This window comes from Citrobacter sp. wls718 (assembly GCF_005280945.1).
Classification (GTDB): Bacteria; Pseudomonadota; Gammaproteobacteria; order Enterobacterales; family Enterobacteriaceae; genus Citrobacter; species Citrobacter gillenii.
The window spans coordinates 46,167-67,444 of sequence record NZ_SZWV01000068.1 but is presented as its reverse complement, the minus strand read 5'-3'; the positions used below and the strand labels follow the sequence as shown (position 1 = coordinate 67,444).

The following is a 21,278-nucleotide window of genomic DNA, read 5'->3' as shown; positions in this document are numbered from 1 at the left end:
TTTCTTCGCATCAGCGGCGGCTTTTGCTGCGGCGTCAGCCTCTGCTTTTTTCGCCGCGTCAGCAGCGGCTTTCTTCGCAGAATCTGCAGCTTGTTTCGCCTGAGCGTCCGCCTTGGCTTTGGCGTCTGCAGCAGCCTTCGCCGCCGCTTCTTCAGCCTGCTTCTGTTGCTCCTGCGCTTTCGCGGCCGCAGCTTCAGCCTGTTTTTGCTGTTCCGTCTGTTCGCGCACTTTTTCCTGCGCGGCTAAACGTTCTTTCTCTAGCTGCTTCAGTCGTTCCTGCTCGGCCGCCTGCTTCTCACGAAGTTCCTCGGCCTGCTGCTGCGCCTGCTTTTCACGCTGTTCTTCTGCGCGTTTCGCACTTGCCTGCTGCTGCTGCCTGTCGTACTGTTGAACAACGGCACCAGGATCGACCATGACGGCGTCAATAGACGAACCGCCACCGCCGCCTGAAGCATCAATGTGCTCATCGAACGAACTCCAGATCAATGCCGCAAATAAAATGACATGCAGCACCGCTGAAATAATTATCGCCCGTTTGAGCTTGTCGTTTTGTTCGGTTGCCTTTGACACTCTGGGTTCCCAAAAAACTGTTCGCCTGTTACGCGCTATCTTTCAAGCCAGGAATACGCAGACATCAAATTGGCTGCGTCATCAAGCCAACCGATTTCACGCCTGCGCTGTGTAACAGGTTCAGCGCTTTAATTATTTCATCATAAGGCACGTCTTTCGCACCACCGATTAAGAAGACCGTTTTCGGATTGGTCTGCAGGCGGCTTTTCGCTTCCGCGATAACCTGCTCCGGCGGCAGTTGATCCATTCTGTCTTTCTCAACCACCACGCTGTACTGCCCAACACCGGAAACTTCAATAATGACCGGTGGTTCATCGTTACTGCTGACGGCCTGCGATTCGGTCGCATCCGGCAGATCGACTTCCACGCTCTGGGTAATGATCGGCGCCGTTGCCATAAAGATCAGCAGCAGCACCAGCAGTACATCGAGCAGCGGTACAATATTGATTTCGGACTTAAGTTCGCGACGACCTCGTCCACGCGTTCTGGCCATGGTTTACCCCTTGTTGCTCTCGCTAACGGTAAACGCCTGGCGGTGCAGAATCGCGGTGAACTCTTCCATGAAGTTGTCGTAATTCAGTTCCAGCTTATTCACACGCTGATTCAGTCGGTTGTACGCCATTACCGCCGGGATTGCCGCAAACAGACCGATTGCGGTGGCAATCAGTGCTTCTGCGATACCCGGAGCAACCATTTGCAGGGTTGCCTGTTTTACCGCACCGAGGGCGATAAACGCATGCATGATCCCCCAAACGGTACCGAACAGACCGATATACGGACTGATGGAACCGACGGTGCCGAGAAACGGAATATGCGTTTCCAGTGTTTCCAGCTCACGGTTCATGGAGATACGCATCGCACGGGATGCCCCCTCAACCACCGCTTCCGGTGCATGACTATTAGCCCGATGCAATCGCGCAAATTCTTTGAATCCGCTATAGAAAATTTGTTCAGAACCCGTCAGGTTATCACGACGCCCCTGACTTTCCTGATACAGGCGCGATAATTCGATGCCGGACCAAAACTTGTCTTCAAACGCTTCTGCTTCACGTGAAGCCGCATTCAGTATACGGGTCCGCTGGATAATAATGGCCCAGGATGCGATTGAAAAACCAATCAAAATCAACATGATAAGTTTAACCAGAAGGCTTGCCTTCAGGAACAAATCAAGGATATTCATGTCAGTCACTGCTTAAACTCCGCGACAATAGACTTGGGAAGCGCACGAGGCTTCATCTTGAGTGGATCAACGCAAACAATCAGAACTTCGGCTTCATTCAGCACGGTGTTCTCTGCGTTGACAATGCGTTGCGTGAAAACCAATGAGGTGCCACGCATTGACGTAATTTCGGTTTGGACTTCGAGCATGTCGTCGAGCCTGGCTGGCGCAAAATATTCCAGGGTCATCTTGCGCACCACAAAGGCTACACGTTCGGCCAGCAGCACTTGCTGACTAAAGTGATGATGACGCAGCATCTCTGTGCGTGCTCGTTCATAAAAAGCGACGTAACTGGCGTGGTAAACCACCCCACCGGCGTCGGTGTCTTCATAATAGACACGAACCGGCCATCGAAAAATATACTTATTCATTCTTACTGCCTCTTTGTTGGCTTCGCCCACTCACACCGGTTACTTACTTTTGTAAGCGCCAGGTGACTCGCGTTCTTGCCGCCGCGATGCTTCAAGAATGTCGTTTGTATATCGCGTTGTATTCACTTTACATCCCGGTAATGCAACAAAAGTTAGAGCTTTTAACCGGTGCTACTATACGCGCGGGAATGATGCTTTGGAATGGGGGAAAGTAAACGGAGAGTAAAAAATTATGGGCTTATGCAAGCCCATAAATATTTAAGGATGTTTCTTATTCAAAAGAAGAAGAAAATCAGACCAACCACCAGCACGATGTCGGCTATCAGCGGGCAGAAGATGCCCTGCCAGTGCACCGCGCGAGGACGAAACCCGACGCCATGGATAATGCCGGCGCAGACCGCCCACATCAGCAGAAGGCCATGCCAGATTTCAAGCTCGCTGGTTTTTGCTGCGAAGCGTGAGGGATCCCAAAAAATACATCCTGCCAACACTAACGCCATGACTAAAGAAAGCGCCCGCAAGGGGCGCTTATCCATCGCGTTATATAACATCGCGATAACGTTGGTCATTAGCTTTCTTCTGGCCCTGCTTTGCCTGCTTCGACATGCTCAAGCGCCAGCGCTGTGATTATCCCAAATGCACAGGCAAGAAGCGTTCCCAAAATCCATGCGAAATACCACATTTTAAGCTCCTTACTTAGTACAGAGAGTGGGTGTTGTTTTCAATATCTTCTTTGGTGATACGACCGAACATTTTCCAGTAACACCAGCTGGTGTAGAGCAGAATGATCGGTACAAACACCGCCGCAACCCAGGTCATCAGGTTCAATGTTCTCTGGCTGGAGGTAGCATCCCACATGGTCAGGCTGGCATTCATCATGGTGCTGGATGGCATCACAAATGGGAACATTGCGATACCCGCAGTCAGGATGATGCAGGCCAACGTCAGTGAAGAGAAGACGAACGCCCAGGCCCCTTTCTCCATACGAGACGTCAGGATGGTCAGCAGCGGCAGGGCTACACCCAGAGCCGGAACCAGCCACAGGATAGGTGCATTGTTAAAGTTCACCATCCATGCGCCCGCAACTCGCGCGACTTCTTTGGTCATCGGGTTAGAGGCAGCGTGGTGATCCAGTGCAGAGGTCACAACATAACCGTCAATACCGTACATCACCCAGACACCGGCCAGCGCGAAGCACACCAGAGTAACCAGCGCGGCAACCTGTGAAGTAGCACGTGCACGCAGGTGCAGTTCACCTACAGTACGCATCTGCAGATAGGTCGCGCCCTGAGTGATGATCATGCCCACGCTTACTACACCGGCCAGCAGACCAAACGGATTCAGTAACTGGAAGAAGTTACCGGTGTAGTACAAACGCATGTACTCATCCATATGGAACGGAACCCCTTGCAGCAGGTTACCGAACGCCACACCAATGACCAGCGGCGGTACGAAGCTACCAATGAAGATGCCCCAGTCCCACATGTTGCGCCAGCGCATGTCTTCAATCTTAGAGCGGTAATCAAAACCGACCGGACGGAAGAACAAGGACGCCAGTACCAGAATCATCGCCACATAGAAGCCGGAGAACGCAGCGGCATACACCATCGGCCAGGCAGCAAATAATGCGCCGCCCGCGGTGATGAGCCAAACCTGGTTACCGTCCCAGTGTGGGGCGATGGAGTTAATCATAATTCGACGCTCGGTATCATTACGACCGAGGAAACGGGTGAGCATGCCCACCCCCATGTCGAAACCATCAGTGACTGCAAAACCAATCAGCAGAATGCCAACCAGCAGCCACCAGATAAAACGCAATACTTCATAATCGATCATTTGACGACTCCTGTCTTAGCGTGCCGGCTGAGAAGTCACAGTGGACTGCTCGTAGTGATAACGACCGGTTTTCAGGCTGCTCGGGCCAAGGCGTGCGAACTTGAACATCAGGTACAGTTCAGCCACCAGGAACAGGGTATACAGGCCGCAAATCAACAGCATCGAGAAGATCAGGTCGCCCGCAGTCAGTGACGAGTTCGCCACGGCTGTCGGTAGCACTTCACCTATCGCCCACGGCTGACGCCCGTACTCTGCAACAAACCAACCGGACTCAATCGCAATCCATGGCAGCGGAAGCGCATACAGCGCCGTGCGCAGCAGCCATTTTTTCTCACCGATACGGTTACGAATCACTGTCCAGAAGGAAACCGCGATGATAGCCAGCATCAGAATGCCGCACGCCACCATGATACGGAACGCAAAGTACAGCGGAGCGACACGAGGAATAGAATCTTTCGTTGCCTGCTGAATTTGTGCTTCGGTCGCGTCGGTCACTTTGTCGGTATAGCGTTTCAGCAGCAGACCATATCCCAGGTCTTTCTTCATGCTGTTGAACTGGTCACGAACGGCCTGATCGGTGGAACCCGCACGCAGTTCTTCCAGCAGCTGATACGCTTTCATCCCGTTACGGATACGCTCTTCGTGCTGCACCATCAGGTCTTTCAGACCAATGACCGGCGTATCAACAGAGCGGGTGGCAATGATGCCCAGCGCGTAAGGGATTTGAATCGCAAAATGGTTTTCCTGCGCATCCTGGTCCGGAATACCGAACAGCGTAAAGGATGCCGGTGCAGGCTGGGTTTCCCACTCTGCTTCAATCGCGGCAAGTTTGGTTTTCTGCACGTCGCCCATTTCGTAACCGGACTCATCACCCAGAACGATAACAGACAGAATGGCAGCCATACCGAAGCTGGCAGCGATGGCAAAAGAACGCTTAGCAAATGCGAAGTCACGACCGCGCAGCATATAGTAAGAGCTGATACCCAGAACGAACATCGCGCCGCAGACATAACCAGACGCTACAGTGTGAACAAATTTCACCTGTGCAACCGGGTTAAGCACCAGTTCAGAGAAGCTCAGCATCTCCATGCGCATGGTTTCGAAGTTGAAATCCGCTGCAATTGGGTTTTGCATCCAGCCGTTCGCCACGAGGATCCACAGCGCAGACAGGTTAGAACCCAATGCCACCAACCAAGTGACGCACATATGCTGGACTTTACTCAGACGGTCCCAGCCGAAGAAGAACAGACCTACAAAGGTGGATTCGAGGAAGAAGGCCATCAAACCTTCGATCGCCAGCGGCGCACCGAAAATATCCCCGACATAGTGGGAATAGTAAGACCAGTTAGTCCCGAACTGGAACTCCATGGTCAGACCGGTAGCCACACCCAGAGCGAAGTTGATACCAAACAACTTGCCCCAGAACTTGGTCATATCTTTATAAATCTGTTTGCCGGAAAGGACGTAGACCGTTTCCATGATGGCCAACAAAAACGCCATACCCAGCGTTAGTGGCACAAAAAGGAAGTGGTACATCGCGGTCAAGGCAAACTGTAAGCGCGACAGTTCGACTATATCTAACATCATGACTCCTTGCTCATCGCATGAAGACTCCGAGAGTGAACCCCGTTAGAAAGGGTCACACGCATGCCCCAATACAAATTTATTTGCGTCCTTCCACCGTCGCTCTTTCTTCTCATTTGAAGAAAGGACAATGATGAAAAGTTACAAACATGTTAATAAAACACTCAAATTGATCCCGCAATTATATTACGCCGTAAAATCCTTACAATAAACAGGTTTTTATCGAGACAAATTTGCATTTTTCGATAGTGATCAATTTATAGCTAATTTACCACTTTCAGACCAATTTGATCTGCAGCAATTTAACCTCATTTGATGAGGTTTACCAAGTTTTAAACATTGATTTAAATCAATTTACAGATTTAATGTTAATGATGTTTACCGATAACATGACTAGTGAATTTCATGTTAATTTCTTGTTTTACAATAAGTAATCATAGTTACCATAAATGATAGATTATTAATTAAAATCCACACGATCTTTTAAGCCTTCAAGATGGCAACGGTCAGGAGGTAGATAAAGAGTCACTCTTGCTGGGTAGCTCACAGTTTTTTTTTAGCAAGCCATAACATTGTTATTTTATACAAATAATTCATTTTATTTTCACTTATAATTAACACCGAGGTGTAACTATCTCAATCAGAAGTGAAATGCGGCTGCATTCAGTGACTCTACTGAAGCGGGATCACCGCCGCGCGCCGAAACCCAAACATCATCGCCCGAATCATCATTATAAGTTATAGGTCATTCCTTCTCTATGCTTATGCGGCAAAGATTAAATATGTTCCGAACAATCTATTATCATTTTTATCTTAAATTTAACAAAAAATATTCCTGCCATATAAGATATATAAATAAAAAAACGTTATGTCGTTCACAAGTTATTTAGTGAACCTACCTTTTTATATTATTAAAAATCGCACATTAAAACCTCGTATAACAAAATAAGATTTTGATCACAAAGATGGCAAGTCATTTATTAGTGAATTTACTAACAAAATGACAATGCGACAAAAACAACAACGCAACTCATTGAATCATCACAGATTTACCTAAATGAAATTATAACAATCATTTTAATCAGGATATTTTGAAAATAGATCAATTGCTTCCTTTTCAGCTTCCACAGAAACTCCGACTCTATTAAGAGGTTGTCACAATCCATGTTCTAAATATTAAAAAATAATTTTCACTTATTGACCATCAGCCCTACAGAGGATTCCCCATGAAGAAATCTACACTTGTTATTGGCGTTATCGGTGCTGACTGCCATGCAGTAGGCAATAAAGTTCTGGATCGCGTTTTTACCTCCCACGATTTTCACGTAATCAACCTCGGGGTGATGGTGAGTCAGGATGAATATATTGATGCCGCGATTGAAACAGGCGCGGATGCCATCGTGGTGTCATCTATCTATGGCCACGGTGATATCGACTGCCTCGGCTTGCGTGAGCGCTGCATCGAACGTGGCCTCGGCGATATTCTGCTCTATGTCGGCGGCAACCTGGTTGTGGGTAAACATGACTTTGCAGACGTCGAAGTGAAGTTTAAAGAAATGGGCTTTAACCGCGTCTTTGCACCAAGCCACGACCTGGAAGATGTTTGTGCGCTTATCACCAATGACATTCACCAACACAATGGCCTCGAGCAGCGTTGCCTGGAAGAGGCTATCTGATGCAAACAGTTTCTGTCGATATCGGCTCGACATGGACCAAGGCAGCCCTCTTCGCACATGAAGGTGAAGAATTAACGCTGGTAAACCATGTCCTGACCCCAACCACCACACATCATCTGGCAGACGGTTTTTTTGCCAGCCTGAATCAGGTGCTAAATGTTGCCGATGCTCGCCCGTTACTGAAAAGCGGTGAAGTGCAGTTGAAATACTCCTCGTCAGCCAAAGGTGGACTCGCCGTTGCAGCAATGGGGCTGGTGCCTTCCATTACGCTGGAATCGGCCAAAGTAACCGCCCATTCGGCTGGCGCAAAAATCGCGCAATATTATTCGTACAAACTTAACCGCCATGACATTCAGGAGCTGGAATCATCACCACCAGACATCCTGTTGTTTACCGGCGGCACGGATGGCGGTGAAGAAAGCTACGGTCTGGCTAATGCGCGTGCACTGGCCGAGTCAAAGCTTGATTGCGCCATTATCTACGCTGGTAACCGCGACATTCAGGACGATGTGCAAACTCTCCTGGGACATAAAGATCTGACTACGGTAGATAACATCCTGCCCGATCTCGACCACCCTAATCCGTTTGCTGCTCGTCAGGCCATTTGCGATGTGTTTTTGTCCCGTATCGTCAAAGGCAAAGGACTGGACGTTATTGTCGGTGAAACCGGCGAAGAGCCGATGCCCACGCCGTGGACGGTGTATGAACTGGTAAAAGCGATTAGCGACTACGACAGCGCATGGAAGGAATTCATGCTGATCGACATGGGCGGCGCCACCACGGATGTCTATTCAGCCAGCGCGAATACCCTCTCCCCTGACACCGTTCTGCACGGCGTCCCAGAACCCTTCGTCAAACGTACTGTTGAAGGCGATCTGGGGATGCGAGTTTCCGCCGTTGTCGTCGGAGAAAGCACGCAGGAAATGGTGAAAGTTATCTTTGCCCAACAGCCACAGCGCGAAGAGGCGTTTTACCGCTATCTGCGCCATCTGGTTGGGCAACCGGATTACCTGCCACTCAGCGAGGAAGAGAAATATTTCGACACCCTGCTGGCAGGTTTGTGCGTGGGCTATGCCACTGAGCGCCACGCGGGCACTAAAAAGCAGGTTTGCACCTGCGTAGGTAACGTGGATTTACAGATGGGTCGCGATCTCACCACCGTACGCAAAGTTGTCGGTTCAGGGGGATGGCTCTCGCGCGCCAGCCAGTTTGATATTCATAACTGGCTCAAATATCGGGAGTTGGACGACCAGGGTAAAAGAATTCTGTTACCGAATCAGTTTGAGTATTACCGCGATTCACATGGCCTGCTCCCTCTACTGGCAAACGTCGCCAGGCTGTACCCGCAAGCCGCTGCTCGCACCAGCATTCAGTGTTTAACCCTATAAAACTTAAGGCAGCTACGAATGGAACTTCGAAATAAAAAACTGACCCATGACGAATTTATGACCGAAAGGCTGCAGGTGTTACAAACCTGGGAAACCGGCAAAGACGTTGAGAACTTCGAAGATGGCGTGAAGTACCAACAAACAATTCCAGACCAGAAGCGCTTCTCCCTCGCGCTGTTGAAGGCCGATCAGGAAGGTAAAACCCTGAGCCAGCCGCGTGCAGGCGTTGCATTAATGGATGAGCACATTGCGCTGCTCAAAACATTGCAGCAAGAGTGCGACCTGCTGCCCAGCACCATCGATGCTTATACCCGTCTGAACCGTTATGAAGAAGCCGCCGTCGGGATCCAGAAATCTATCGAAGCGGGTACGTCCAAGCTGAATGGTTTACCGGTCGTCAACCACGGGGTTGCTGCCTGCCGCCGGATGACGGAATCCCTGGAGAAACCTATCCAGGTTCGCCACGGTACGCCAGATGCGCGCTTGCTGGCAGAAATTGCCATGGCCAGTGGTTTTACCAGCTACGAAGGTGGCGGTATCTCTTACAACATCCCTTACGCCAAGCGCGTCACCCTGGAAAAATCCATCCGTGACTGGCAGTACTGCGACCGTCTGATGGGACTGTACGAAGAAAACGGGATTCGCATTAACCGTGAACCCTTTGGTCCGCTGACCGGCACCCTGATTCCGCCATTCATGTCTCACTCCGTCGCGATCATCGAAGGTCTGCTGGCGCTGGAGCAAGGCGTGAAGTCCATTACGGTGGGCTACGGCCAGGTCGGTAGCCTGACGCAGGACATTGCTGCGATTCAAGCGCTGCGTGAACTGTCACACGAATACTTCCATAACTACGGCTTCGACGACTATGAGCTGAGCACCGTATTCCACCAGTGGATGGGCGGATTCCCGGAAGACGAAGCGAAAGCTTTCTCCGTCATCGCCTGGGGTGCGGCAGTGGCTGGCATGTCTGGCGCAACGAAAGTGATCACCAAGAGCCCGCATGAAGCATTTGGTATCCCGACTGCGGCAGCAAACGCCCAAGGCCTCAAAGCGTCACGTCAGATGCTGAACATGGTTAGCGACCAGAAATTCCCGCAGTGCGCAGCCGTGGAGCAGGAAGTAGAACTGATTAAGAGCGAAGTCCACGCAGTGCTGAAGAAAGTCTTCGAACTGGGTAATGGCGACATTGCACGCGGTACCGTGCTGGCCTTTGAAGCAGGCGTACTGGATGTGCCTTTCGCACCTGCAGCCTGTAATGCTGGCAAAATCCTGCCGGTTCGCGATAACTCAGGCGCAATCCGTATTCTTGAAGCCGGCTCCGTACCGTTGCCGAAAGATATTCTCGCCCTGCACCACGACTACGTCGCAGAGCGCGCCCACTTTGAAGGCCGCAAGCCTTCTTTCCAGATGGTCATTGATGACATCAACGCCGTATCCCACAGTAAATTAATAGGAAGACCATAATGAAAATTAAACAGGCCCTTTTCACAGCTGGCTACTCCTCATTTTATTTTGACGACCAGCAGGCCATTAAAGACGGCGCAGGTCACGATGGGTTCATCTATACCGGCACGCCGGTAACGCCTGGATTTACTTCTGTTCGCCAGGCGGGTGAATGCGTTTCGGTTCAGCTGATTCTGGAAAACGGCGCGGTAGCGGTCGGTGATTGTGCAGCCGTACAGTATTCCGGTGCGGGCGGTCGTGACCCGCTGTTCCTGGCAGAGAACTTCATTCCGTTCCTCAACGATCACATCAAACCGCTGCTGGAAGGCCGCGATGTCGATGCGTTCCTGCCAAACGCCCGTTTCTTCGACGAACTGAGCATTGACGGTCGTCTGCTGCATACCGCCGTTCGCTACGGCCTGTCTCAGGCGCTGCTGGATGCCGCTGCGCTGGCGACCGGTCGTCTGAAAGCAGAAGTCGTTTGTGACGAATGGCAGCTGCCATGCGTTCCGGAAGCGATTCCTTTATTCGGCCAGAGCGGCGACGACCGTTATATCGCCGTCGACAAAATGATCCTCAAAGGTGTGGACGTTCTGCCGCACGCGTTGATCAACAACGTCGAGCAGAAGCTGGGCTTTAAAGGTGAAAAACTGCGTGAGTATGTGCGCTGGTTATCCAATCGCATCTTAACCCTGCGCACCAACGAAGCGTATCAGCCTACGCTGCACATTGATGTGTACGGCACCATCGGTCTGATTTTCGATATGGATCCGGTTCGTTGCGCCGAATACATCGCCAGCCTGGAAGTTGAAGCACAGGGCCTGCCGCTGTACATCGAAGGTCCGGTTGATGCCGGTAACAAACCGGATCAGATCCGCATGCTGACTGAGATCACCAACGAGCTGACTCGTCTGGGCTCCGGCGTGAAAATCGTGGCCGATGAATGGTGTAACACCTATCAGGATATCGTCGACTTCACCGATGCGGGCAGTTGCCACATGGTGCAAATCAAGACCCCGGATCTGGGTGGTGTTCACAACATCGTTGATGCAGTGCTGTATTGCAACAAACACGGAATGGAAGCCTATCAGGGCGGCACCTGTAACGAAACCGAGATCAGTGCACGTACCTGCGTACACGTCGCGCTGGCCGCGCGTCCAATGCGCATGCTGATCAAACCGGGTATGGGTTTCGATGAAGGTCTCAACATCGTGTTTAACGAAATGAACCGCACCATCGCGCTGTTGCAGACTAAGGATTAAGAGATGGCACGCACATTTAAGATCTTATCGCCTACGGCTATCCTGGGTTATGGCTTCCCGGAAGAAAGTTTTCGTAAAGCCATGGAAGAGTCACCGGATCTTATTGCTGTTGACGCGGGTTCCTCCGATCCTGGCCCCCACTACCTCGGGGCAGGTAAACCGTTTACCGACAGGGCCGGCGTAAAACGCGATCTGCGCTATATGATCGTAGCAGGCGTTAAGAACAACATCCCGGTGGTCATCGGCACAGCCGGTGGTTCAGGTGCTGCTCCGCATCTGGAGTGGTGTCGCCAGATTATCCATGAGATTGCGCAGGAAGAAAAACTGTCCTTCTCTATGGCGCTGATCCCGTCTGATGTCGACAAAGAGGTCGTTCATCAGGCGCTGGATAACGGCAAAATCACCGCCCTGGATTTTGTCCCTGAACTGACTCACGAGGCGATTGAAGAAAGCACCTACATCGTCGCACAGATGGGCGTCGAGCCTTTCCAGCGTGCGCTGGAAGCCGGTGCGCAGGTGGTACTGGGCGGACGAGCCTACGATCCGGCCTGCTTCGCCGCACTGCCGATTATGCAGGGCTTTGATGAAGGTCTGGCGCTTCACTGCGGTAAGATCCTTGAGTGTGCTGCTATTGCCGCCACCCCGGGCTCCGGCTCAGATTGTGCGATGGGGATCATTGACGACAACGGCTTTACGCTGAAAGCGTTCAATCCAAAGCGTAAGTTCACTGAAACGTCCGCCGCAGCGCACACTCTGTATGAGAAGTCCGATCCGTACTTCCTGCCGGGACCGGGCGGCGTGCTGAACCTGAAGGCGTGTACCTTCACGCAGGTAAACGACGGCGAAGTGTATGTCAGCGGCTCACGTCATGAAGAGACGCCGTATGCGCTGAAACTGGAAGGTGCACGTCAGGTTGGCTTCCGCTGCCTGACCATCGCCGGGACATGCGACCCGATTATGATTGCCGGAATTGACACCATTCTTGAAGAGGTACAGGCAAGCGTAGCACGTAACCTTTCACTGAATGATGACAGTATCCGCATGACGTTCCACCTGTACGGGAAGAACGGTGTGATGGGCAATCATGAGCCGATTAAAACCGCCGGTCACGAACTGGGGATTTTACTGGACGTGGTCGCACCAACGCAGGATATCGCCAACAGCGTCTGCTCGCTGGTGCGCTCTACCCTGCTGCACTACGGCTATGAAAATCGCATTGCGACTGCGGGCAACCTCGCTTTCCCGTTCTCGCCATCTGATATTCAGAGTGGTCCGGTGTATGAGTTCTCAATCTATCACCTGATTGAAGCAAGCGATGCACTGCGTTTTGATTTCCACATTGAACAGGTCACGCCAGAAGGAGTTCAGGCATGAAACACTCAATTTGTTCACTGGCGCAGGTCATCCGTTCTAAAAATGCCGGACCGTACGAACTGGTTTTAGATATTTTATTTAAAACCAAGGAAGACTATCAACGGGTGAAAGCGTCTGAGCAATTAACACCGCAACTGATTGCTGGATTATATAATGTCGAGCCTGACTTTATTCATAACATTGTCTGGTTTGACCCGGCAAATGCGGTAAAGATCGTCATGCCTCGCGATATTATTTCCGGCAACGTCGGTGACAATGATGTTTATGGCGCGCAGCAACATGCTCCATTATTAAGTATTGAGTTCGATCTGTAATAAAAAACAAAATAACAACCATTGGAGCACAGAATTCAGCAGTATCACAGTGCTTCGAAGTATTCATGCGGTTGGTCACAACAGGCGTGCGCCTGAGCTACTGTTCCAGCTCAGGTGCCCGCCACCCTACACAATTTTCATTACCAGCCTTTATCCGATGGAGTACACATGAAGAAAATTAGTTTAACGAAGATGATCATATTAGGCCTGATACTCGGCATGATTGCCGGGGTGGCCATAAATAATATGGCCGCGGCTGAAACAGCAAAATCTTATGCAGCGGATATTTCTATTTTCACCACTATATTCTTACGTATGGTGAAAATGATTATCGCGCCATTGGTTATCTCCACACTGGTTGTTGGTATTGCCAAAATGGGCGATGCCAAAACGCTGGGACGTATATTTTCTAAAACCTTTTTCCTGTTTATTTGCGCCTCTCTGGTGTCAATTGCGCTGGGTCTGGTTATCGTTAACATCTTCCAGCCAGGTGCGGGCATCAACTTTGTTCCGCATGACGTCGGTGCTGTCGCAGCCGTTAAGTCAGAGCCGTTCACGCTGAAAGTATTTATCTCGCACGCGGTACCGACCAGTATCGTTGATGCGATGGCACGTAACGAAATCCTGCAGATCGTGGTGTTCTCAATTTTCCTCGGTTGCAGCCTGGCCGCCATTGGCGAAAAAGCCGATCCTATCGTGAAGGTACTGGACTCGCTGGTACACGTGATGCTGAAGCTGACTGGCTACGTCATGCTGTTCGCACCGCTGACCGTTTTTGCTGCGATTTCCGGTCTGATTGCCGAACGTGGTCTGGGTGTGATGGTGAGCGCCGGGATCTTCATGGGTGAGTTCTACCTGACGCTGGGTATGCTGTGGGCCATCCTGATTGGTCTGTCAACGCTGCTGATTGGTCCTTGCATCAGCCGTCTGACCAAATCCATTCTCGAACCGGCTCTGCTGGCCTTTACCACCTCCAGTTCTGAAGCGGCCTTCCCAGGCACGCTGGATAAACTGGAGAAGTTTGGCGTCTCTTCCAAAATTGCCAGCTTCGTACTGCCTATCGGTTACTCGTTTAACCTGGTCGGCTCCATGGCCTACTGCTCCTTTGCCACCGTCTTTATTGCCCAGGCGTGCAATATCGAACTGAGCATGGGTGAGCAAATCACCATGCTGTTGATCCTGATGCTGACCTCTAAAGGGATGGCGGGTGTACCGCGTGCGTCAATGGTAGTTATCGCCGCTACGCTGAACCAATTCAACATTCCGGAAGCCGGTCTGATCCTGCTGATGGGCGTCGATCCGTTCCTCGATATGGGTCGTTCTGCCACTAACGTAATGAGTAATGCCATGGGTGCTGCCATCGTGGGTCGTTGGGAAGGTGAACACTTCGGCCAGGGTTGTCGCGGAACTGCACCAGTGAAAACCCCGGAACAGGATCGTCCGGTTACTGAAACGGAAGTTGCTTTGTCTTAATCATTTGATAACTGCGATCTGTAGACCGGGTAAGGCGTTTACGCCGCTATCCGACAAGAGAGCCACACCTGATGGCGACGCGAAGCGTCTTACCAGGTCGATAAGGTTTTTCCGGTCTACGGATCTTTTTTCACAACACCACCAGGAAAACACAATGAATAAAACACTTCTCGGCGTAAGTCTCTTTTCTTTCAGCGTCTTGTTTAGCGCAACAACGTTCGCGCAAACCACGCCGGATTACGCCAAACTGATCGAACAGGCACACCAGAAATTTAAAAGTAACAATGACGGAAAAGTCGCCGACTATATCCCTGCTCTGGCGACCTATAGCCCGAAAAATTTTGCCATCACCATTGCCACCGTTGACGGCAAAATCTACCAGGTTGGCGATGTCAACAAACCCTTCCCGATGGAATCCCTGAGCAAAGTCTTCACCATGGCATTGGCTATGGAGCAGCATGGCCCACAGGTGGTTCTGGATAAACTCGGCGCCAATGCCACCGGCATGCCATTCAACTCAGGCTTAGCCGTTGAACTGACTAAAGGCGCACCGGAAAACCCGCTGGTTAACGCCGGCGCAATGAGCACCGTTAGCCTGATTGAAGCCAAAGACAAAACCGATCGTTGGAACAAAATCCTCGATAACCTGAACGTCTGGGCAGATGCCAAACTGACCGTGAACGAACCGGTGTTCAAATCTGAAATGGATACCAACCAGCACAACCAGGCGCTGGCGAAGCTGATGGAATCCTACAACAGCTTCTATGGCGACACCGACGAAGCCGTTGAAATTTATACCCGTCAATGCTCAGTCGATATCACCGTTGAGCAACTGGCCAAAATGGGTGCTGTCCTCGCCAACAAAGGAAAGTCTCCGTTTAACGGCAAGCAGTTGTTGAACGAAAAATATGTGCCGCAAGTATTGGCTGAAATGGCGATTGCCGGGTTGTACGACGGCAGTGGCAAGTGGCTGTATACCGTCGGCCTGCCGGCGAAAAGCGGCGTTGGCGGCGGAATGGTTGCTGTTGTCCCGGGTGAATATGCGATAGCTGTTTATTCTCCGCCGCTGGATGAAGCCGGTAACAGCGTTCGTGCCCAGAAAACTATCGAATATGTCGCCGAAGCGACAAAAGCCAACGTCTTTTTAGCGAAATAAGCCCGTGCCGGATAGCGCTAACGCGTATCCGGCCTCCTCGCTAAAACTTCTCCGGTCAGCAAAGTTTGCTTTTTTGTTGGCCGGAACCGACGTTACCTAAAAACCTAAAGGTGAGAAGTAAAAATGTCTAAACCATTTGTCTGGCAGGAACTCTTTGTTCAGAGTAAAGATAATACAGAATATGAATTACTCACTAACCAATACGTTACGGTAACTGAGTTAGACGGAGAGGAAGTGATCAAGGTGGCGCCTGAGGCGTTAACCTTGTTGGCACAGCAGGCATTTTATGAAGCGTCCTTTTTCCTGCGCGCCGGACATTTGAAGCAAGTAGCCAGCATTTTGCACGACCCGCAGGCCAGCAGTAACGATAAATATGTCGCACTTCAACTGCTGCGCAATGCGGAAGTTTCCGCCAAAGGCGTACTGCCCAACTGCCAGGATACCGGCACCGCAACGATTGTTGCCAGCAAAGGACAGCAGGTCTGGACCGGCGGCGATGACGCGGAAGCATTAAGCAAAGGCGTGTATACCACCTTCACGGAAAATAACCTGCGCTATTCGCAAAATGCCCCGTTGGATATGTACACCGAGGTCAACACCCAAACGAACCTGCCTGCGCAAATCGACATCAGTGCAACTCCGGGTAACGAATACCGCTTCCTGTTCGTCAATAAAGGCGGCGGCTCGGCCAACAAAGCGGCGCTGTATCAAGAAACCAAGTCCATTCTGCAGCCAGAAAAACTCACCGCCTTCCTGATCGAGAAAATGAAATCACTGGGCACCGCTGCCTGTCCGCCGTATCACATTGCGTTCGTCGTGGGCGGGCTCTCTGCCGATCAATCGCTGAAAGTGGCTAAGCTGGCTTCAACAAAATATTACGATAACCTGCCAACCAGCGGCAACGAACTGGGTCAGGCGTTCCGCGATACCGCACTGGAGACGGCGTTGCTCAATGCCAGCCGCGAGTTTGGTATTGGCGCACAGTTTGGCGGTAAATACTTCGCGCACGACATTCGCGTCATTCGCCTGCCACGCCACGGTGGCTCCTGCCCTATCGCCATGGCCCTCTCCTGCTCTGCAGACCGCAATATTAAAGCCAAAATTAATAAGCACGGTATCTGGCTGGAGAAACTTGAACATAATCCGGGAAAATTTATTCCCGATTCTCAGCGCGTAGAAAACAGCGGTCAGACCGTACAACTGAATCTGGATCGTCCGCTGCGCGAGATCATGCAGGATCTGTCCGCGCTGCCGATTGGCACCCGACTGTCACTCAGCGGCCCAATTGTCGTTGCCCGCGATATCGCCCATGCCAAGATCAAAGAACGTCTGGATAACGGCGAACCGATGCCGGAATACATGAAAAATCACATTGTGTATTACGCCGGTCCCGCCAAAACGCCTAACAATCTGGCCTGCGGTTCAATGGGCCCCACTACCGGCGGGCGCATGGACGGTTATGTCGATGCTTTCCAGGCAGCAGGCGGCAGTTTGATCATGTTGTCAAAAGGCAATCGCAGCAAGCAGGTGACCGATGCTTGTCAGAAGCATGGTGGATTTAACCTTGGAAGCATCGGCGGCGCAGCGGCGCTGCTGGCCCAGCAGTATGTGAAGAGCCTGCATTGTCTTGAATATCCTGAACTGGGTATGGAAGCGGTGTGGATGATGGAAGTGAAAAATATGCCCGCCTTTGTATTAGTGGATGACAAAGGCAACAACTTCTTTAGTCAGTTTGAGCAGCAGCATCGCTGCACAACCTGCCCTGCAGGACATTAAGGAGCAACAATGGAAGCGCGAGCCAATGACGACAGGCACCGCCAGCGTCAGCAGAAACTGAAAGATCAGGTTGATACCCGCGTGGCGGCGGCAACGGAAAAGAAAGGGATTTTGATTGTCTTCACCGGCAACGGTAAAGGGAAATCTACAGCCGCCTTTGGTACCGCAACGCGCGCGGTCGGCCATGGAAAAACCGTTGGCGTCGCGCAGTTTATTAAAGGCCAGTGGGATAATGGCGAATACAACACGCTACATCCGCTCGGCGTTGAATTCCATATTATGGGCACCGGCTTTACCTGGGAAACCCAGAACAAGGAAGCGGATATTGCGGCAGCAACGGTGGTCTGGCAGGAAAGTAAGCGCATGCTCGCCGATGCGCAGTACGATCTGGTGGTGCTGGATGAATTGACGTATATGTTGGCATACCACTATCTGGATACGCAGGAGGTGATCGGCGCTATCGAGAATCGTCCTGCCGGACAGAGCGTAATCGTCACAGGCCGTGGATGCCACACGCTTTTACTGGAACTTGCCGATACGGTCAGTGAGATGCGCCCGGTCAAGCACGCGTTTGATAGCGGTATTCAGGCGCAGGTTGGCATCGACTGGTAGCGGCTCTTTTGCCGGATGGCGATGCTAACGCGTCTTATCCGGCCTACCGATCGGTGTAGGCCAGATAAGACGCACACCGCCATCAGGCAGCCGATACCACTGACTTGCTGAGTAACCAGTTACGAAATGTCTGTAAATGCGGAGATTCCGCCTTCTCTTCACGCCACGTCATAATGAATCGGTTACCGGTACGCATCGGGACATCGCAGGGAATGACCATATCACCGCAGTCCAGATCGTGCTGAATAGCAAATCGCGGTAACAACGCAACGCCCAGATTCGAGCGTACCGCCGCAATCAGCATCGAGAGCAAATCAAAGCGCGGACCTTTATTGACTAACGGACTGCTGACATCAGACAAGGCAAACCACTCCTGCCAGCCTTTGATACGCGTGCTTTGGTGCAGCAGAGGAAACTCATTCAGCAGATCATTAACAGCCAATTTGCGATCGGCTTCCGTCAGCAAACATCTGCTGCATACAGGTAAAATTTCCTCTTCGAAAAGGTACTCCACCCCAGACCATGGCGAGTAAAAATCTTCCCGCATGATTGCCGCGTCGTATTCGCGATTGAGAAAATCGCCGATATTCGCCAAAGAGTGAATATTAACGATAATATCAGGGTTAAGTTTATTGAACTCACGTAAGTTAGGAATCAGCCAGTGCGTACTAAACGTAGGATTAACCGCCAACTCAATAACCTGCACGGTCGGTTGCCAGGTCATTATGGTGGTGGTGTCACGTTCCAGTTTGTTAAGCGTTTCCTTGACGATAGTTAAATAATGCTTCCCTGCCGCATTTAAGAAAATTCGCTTTTTGGCATGATTAAATAGCGCTGTATTTAGAAAGTCCTCCAGCGCATTCACCTGGCGAAAAACAGCACTTTGTGTCAACGCAAGCTCTTCTGCTGCCCGGGTATAACTTTCGTGACGCGCAACCACTTCAAAAGTTACCAGCAACTCCGTCTTCGGTATTTTTCCTCTCATAACCTCTTCCATATGCAGCGTACAAAATAAGTTTAATTTATAAAATAAATTTCATTACACCCAGACAAGCATCGAAAGTTATATTTTATTTTGTCCATTGATGTCATTGATCCAATCCATGATTTACTCACACTGAGGCGGATAAATATTAACCAATAATACGCAAGCCGGGCAATAAACACAATTTAAATAAGGTTAAACATGGGCAAATAGTGCTTATAAGTTCTTAATAATTTTTCAAATGATCTTGTTTATTGCAGAAAAAACTATGCGAGTTTAATCAATATTATTGCTGCGATATTTTAGGATAATTTAGTGTTATAACCACCCGGCAAACGACTGCTTTTAATCATTCCTTGATATAGTTTCTGCCATTCTAATGTTAGACGTGATAAAGGACACAATGTGAAAACTTTCGGAAAGGTCTGGCTCGTTGGCGCCGGTCCCGGTGATATATCGTTACTCACCCTCAAAGCAATGATGTGCATTAAGCAGGCCGATGTCATTATTTACGACAGGCTGGTCAATCCTAAAATTTTGGAATGGGCGGCACCTGATTGCCAGCTCATCAATGTCGGCAAAAATCCGGGCTTTCATTGTGTGCCACAGGATGAAATCAACGCGTTGCTGGTCCAGTATGCTGAAACCCATCACCATATCGTGCGCTTAAAAGGCGGCGATCCTTACGTGTTTGGCCGGGGGGCTGAAGAAGTTGAGGATCTCGTGGAAATCGGCATACCTTTTGAAGTCGTACCCGGCATCAGTTCCACTATTGGCGGCCTGACCTGCGCCGGTATTCCAGTCACGCATCGCGATTATGCTTCAGGATTTCACGTGGTCACCGGTCATATGCGTGAAGGAAATCAGCAGCAGGACTGGCGTCAGCTGGCCAAACTCAACGGTACGCTGGTTATCGTGATGGGGATCGCCAATCTGGCGTTTATTTGTGAAGAGTTGCTCATGGGGGGAAAATCTGCCGACACCCCCGCCGCTATTATCATGTCCGCTACGCGGGAGAATCAGCGCCGACTGACTTGTACATTGGGGTCATTACTGAACAAAGCGCAGGAAGCGAACATCGCGCCACCCGCGCTGATCGTTATCGGTGAGGTTGTGACCCTAAGCGACAGACTGTCTTTTATTCCTGAAGCCCTCACGCTACCGGAAAGCCTCTACTGCGAAAGTCTCGCGTGACGAAAAGACTGGGGTGACGTTTGATGCGCCGCCCGGAAAACACGGCAAAAGTAACTGGTTTGCGCGTACTGAAGTTTCCGGGCAATGCTGTCTATTGAATGCACAGGATCATGCAATAACTCGCCCGCTTTTTGCATTTTCTTCTGATTCACCCATGTTTTAAAATTCACTCCCTGACGCTTCTTAAAGAAGCGGCTAAAATAGTTAGCGCTCAAACAAACATGCGCTGCCACGGATTCAAGAGATAGCTCACTATATAAATTCTCATCAATATAACGTAGCGCTTCCATGAGTTTCTTTTCATGCCGGGAAAGCTCAGTAAAATAAATCTGCGGGGTACTTACTTTAGGATTATTAACCATTTCATCTACCTTATCCTTTTGTTCATAATTATTAACAATAAAGTTCAGTAAGTTTGCCGACGCGGTCAATATATTATTATCCACAACAATCACGCGTTCCCATGCAGCCTTTATTTCAGGGTCGCTCATCCATTGTGATTGCTCATCTATAACTATTGTTTTATATTCCTGATATTTGGCTCGTACTTGGCCACAGATAATAAAACCGCAAAGATTCCCTTCATTAATGAGTGGCATTGAGAAGAGGCTTAATCCTGCATAACAGCAGAGTATTCTTGGTTTTAGCTGTTTTAACCCTTCAAAAGCGCAATACTTATCACACTTTTGACAACTCGCTCGGTACTGTTCATTGGTACGCATGAGTGTACAGAATGCGTTAAAATTATGGCAATCCGATATCACCTTGCCTGTAACATCAATCACTACCGTCGCTAATCCTGTCGCTCTGGCAAAAACATCGGCGATGGAGAAAAAACACTGTAAGTCGTCATCCTTAATTTTCAGCGGCACGCCATCCTCCGGCAATGTTGATATTAAAGCCGGTAATATGCAGAATTTAGTCTAAAGAAAGAATGATGCTGACCGCAAAAAATAATCTCATTTGTGAAGATGATTGTGATCAAATTTCAAGATAGTGGATTGCAGAAAATAAAAAAGGCCATCATCAGATGGCCAACCATGCC

At 50.3% G+C, this 21,278-nt stretch carries 21 protein-coding genes; 11 read left to right on the top strand and 10 right to left on the bottom strand.

Features of this window, described 5'->3' with window-relative positions:
* The 8 genes from tolA to cydA all read right to left on the bottom strand — a co-directional run.
* Window positions 1–570 (bottom strand): cell envelope integrity protein TolA (tolA, locus tag FDW95_RS23810; RefSeq protein WP_249359075.1); only part of this gene is annotated, 570 nt, incomplete at its 3' end.
* A 64-nt stretch (window positions 571–634) separates the two neighbouring features.
* On the bottom strand, window positions 635–1,063 hold the full coding sequence (gene tolR / locus FDW95_RS12960) for a colicin uptake protein TolR (protein WP_005125437.1): 429 nt from the start codon (window positions 1,061–1,063) through the stop codon (window positions 635–637).
* A 3-nt stretch (window positions 1,064–1,066) separates the two neighbouring features.
* Window positions 1,067–1,759: a Tol-Pal system protein TolQ gene (gene tolQ, locus FDW95_RS12955; RefSeq protein WP_096757819.1), complete on the bottom strand. Its 693-nt coding sequence runs from the start codon at window positions 1,757–1,759 to the stop codon at window positions 1,067–1,069.
* Window positions 1,756–2,160 (bottom strand): tol-pal system-associated acyl-CoA thioesterase, encoded by a 405-nt coding sequence (ybgC, locus tag FDW95_RS12950; RefSeq protein WP_045441116.1) that lies wholly within the window; start codon window positions 2,158–2,160, stop codon window positions 1,756–1,758. Before ybgC ends, tolQ begins: the two co-directional genes overlap by 4 nt.
* Window positions 2,161–2,435: 275 nt before the next feature.
* Window positions 2,436–2,729, bottom strand: a complete 294-nt coding sequence (gene ybgE / locus FDW95_RS12945) for a cyd operon protein YbgE (protein ID WP_096757820.1) — start codon at window positions 2,727–2,729, stop codon at window positions 2,436–2,438.
* Entirely contained in the window at window positions 2,729–2,842 is a 114-nt protein-coding gene (gene cydX, locus FDW95_RS12940; protein WP_096757821.1) for a cytochrome bd-I oxidase subunit CydX, read from the bottom strand. The genes ybgE and cydX overlap by 1 nt, the downstream gene beginning before the upstream one ends.
* 14 nt (window positions 2,843–2,856) lie before the next feature.
* Entirely contained in the window at window positions 2,857–3,996 is a 1,140-nt protein-coding gene (gene cydB / locus FDW95_RS12935; RefSeq protein ID WP_115259034.1) for a cytochrome d ubiquinol oxidase subunit II, read from the bottom strand.
* Window positions 3,997–4,011: 15 nt separating this feature from the next.
* A complete protein-coding gene (cydA, locus tag FDW95_RS12930) occupies window positions 4,012–5,580 on the bottom strand; it encodes a cytochrome ubiquinol oxidase subunit I (protein ID WP_096757823.1) in 1,569 nt (522 codons plus the stop codon).
* Window positions 5,581–6,806: 1,226 nt separating this feature from the next.
* Here cydA and glmS point away from each other — a divergent pair.
* The 10 genes from glmS to cobO all read left to right on the top strand — a co-directional run bounded on the left by glmS (window position 6,807) and on the right by cobO (window position 18,054).
* Complete coding sequence (glmS, locus tag FDW95_RS12925; RefSeq protein WP_096757824.1) at window positions 6,807–7,256, top strand: methylaspartate mutase subunit S; 450 nt, start codon at window positions 6,807–6,809, stop codon at window positions 7,254–7,256.
* Entirely contained in the window at window positions 7,256–8,644 is a 1,389-nt protein-coding gene (gene glmL / locus FDW95_RS12920) for a methylaspartate mutase accessory protein GlmL (RefSeq protein ID WP_115259035.1), read from the top strand. Before glmS ends, glmL begins: the two co-directional genes overlap by 1 nt.
* 18 nt (window positions 8,645–8,662) lie before the next feature.
* Window positions 8,663–10,108, top strand: a complete 1,446-nt coding sequence (locus FDW95_RS12915; RefSeq protein ID WP_096757826.1) for a methylaspartate mutase subunit E — start codon at window positions 8,663–8,665, stop codon at window positions 10,106–10,108.
* A complete protein-coding gene (locus FDW95_RS12910) occupies window positions 10,108–11,349 on the top strand; it encodes a methylaspartate ammonia-lyase (RefSeq protein ID WP_115259036.1) in 1,242 nt (413 codons plus the stop codon). Before FDW95_RS12915 ends, FDW95_RS12910 begins: the two co-directional genes overlap by 1 nt.
* A 3-nt stretch (window positions 11,350–11,352) precedes the next feature.
* Window positions 11,353–12,723 (top strand): acyclic terpene utilization AtuA family protein, encoded by a 1,371-nt coding sequence (locus FDW95_RS12905; protein WP_137363523.1) that lies wholly within the window; start codon window positions 11,353–11,355, stop codon window positions 12,721–12,723.
* A complete protein-coding gene (locus FDW95_RS12900; protein ID WP_115259037.1) occupies window positions 12,720–13,037 on the top strand; it encodes a DUF4387 domain-containing protein in 318 nt (105 codons plus the stop codon). The genes FDW95_RS12905 and FDW95_RS12900 overlap by 4 nt, the downstream gene beginning before the upstream one ends.
* Before the next feature lie 168 nt (window positions 13,038–13,205).
* On the top strand, window positions 13,206–14,510 hold the full coding sequence (locus tag FDW95_RS12895; RefSeq protein WP_115259038.1) for a dicarboxylate/amino acid:cation symporter: 1,305 nt from the start codon (window positions 13,206–13,208) through the stop codon (window positions 14,508–14,510).
* Window positions 14,511–14,664: 154 nt separating this feature from the next.
* Entirely contained in the window at window positions 14,665–15,666 is a 1,002-nt protein-coding gene (gene glsA / locus FDW95_RS12890) for a glutaminase A (RefSeq protein ID WP_115259039.1), read from the top strand.
* A 123-nt stretch (window positions 15,667–15,789) separates the two neighbouring features.
* On the top strand, window positions 15,790–17,442 hold the full coding sequence (locus tag FDW95_RS12885; protein WP_115259040.1) for a class I fumarate hydratase: 1,653 nt from the start codon (window positions 15,790–15,792) through the stop codon (window positions 17,440–17,442).
* Window positions 17,443–17,451: 9 nt separating this feature from the next.
* The gene (gene cobO, locus FDW95_RS12880; RefSeq protein WP_115259041.1) at window positions 17,452–18,054 is read left to right on the top strand and encodes a cob(I)yrinic acid a,c-diamide adenosyltransferase; all 603 of its coding nucleotides are present in this window, start codon (window positions 17,452–17,454) and stop codon (window positions 18,052–18,054) included.
* Window positions 18,055–18,136: 82 nt separating this feature from the next.
* On the opposite strand, the gene FDW95_RS12875 is transcribed toward cobO, so the two are convergent.
* Window positions 18,137–19,039 (bottom strand): LysR substrate-binding domain-containing protein, encoded by a 903-nt coding sequence (locus FDW95_RS12875; RefSeq protein ID WP_115259042.1) that lies wholly within the window; start codon window positions 19,037–19,039, stop codon window positions 18,137–18,139.
* A gap of 405 nt (window positions 19,040–19,444) precedes the next feature.
* Here FDW95_RS12875 and cobA point away from each other — a divergent pair, with 405 nt between their 5' ends.
* Entirely contained in the window at window positions 19,445–20,233 is a 789-nt protein-coding gene (cobA, locus tag FDW95_RS12870) for a uroporphyrinogen-III C-methyltransferase (protein WP_115259043.1), read from the top strand.
* On the opposite strand, the gene FDW95_RS12865 is transcribed toward cobA, so the two are convergent.
* On the bottom strand, window positions 20,212–21,105 hold the full coding sequence (locus FDW95_RS12865; RefSeq protein WP_115259044.1) for a PocR ligand-binding domain-containing protein: 894 nt from the start codon (window positions 21,103–21,105) through the stop codon (window positions 20,212–20,214). The genes cobA and FDW95_RS12865 overlap by 22 nt on opposite strands.
* Window positions 21,106–21,278 lie beyond the last annotated feature (173 nt).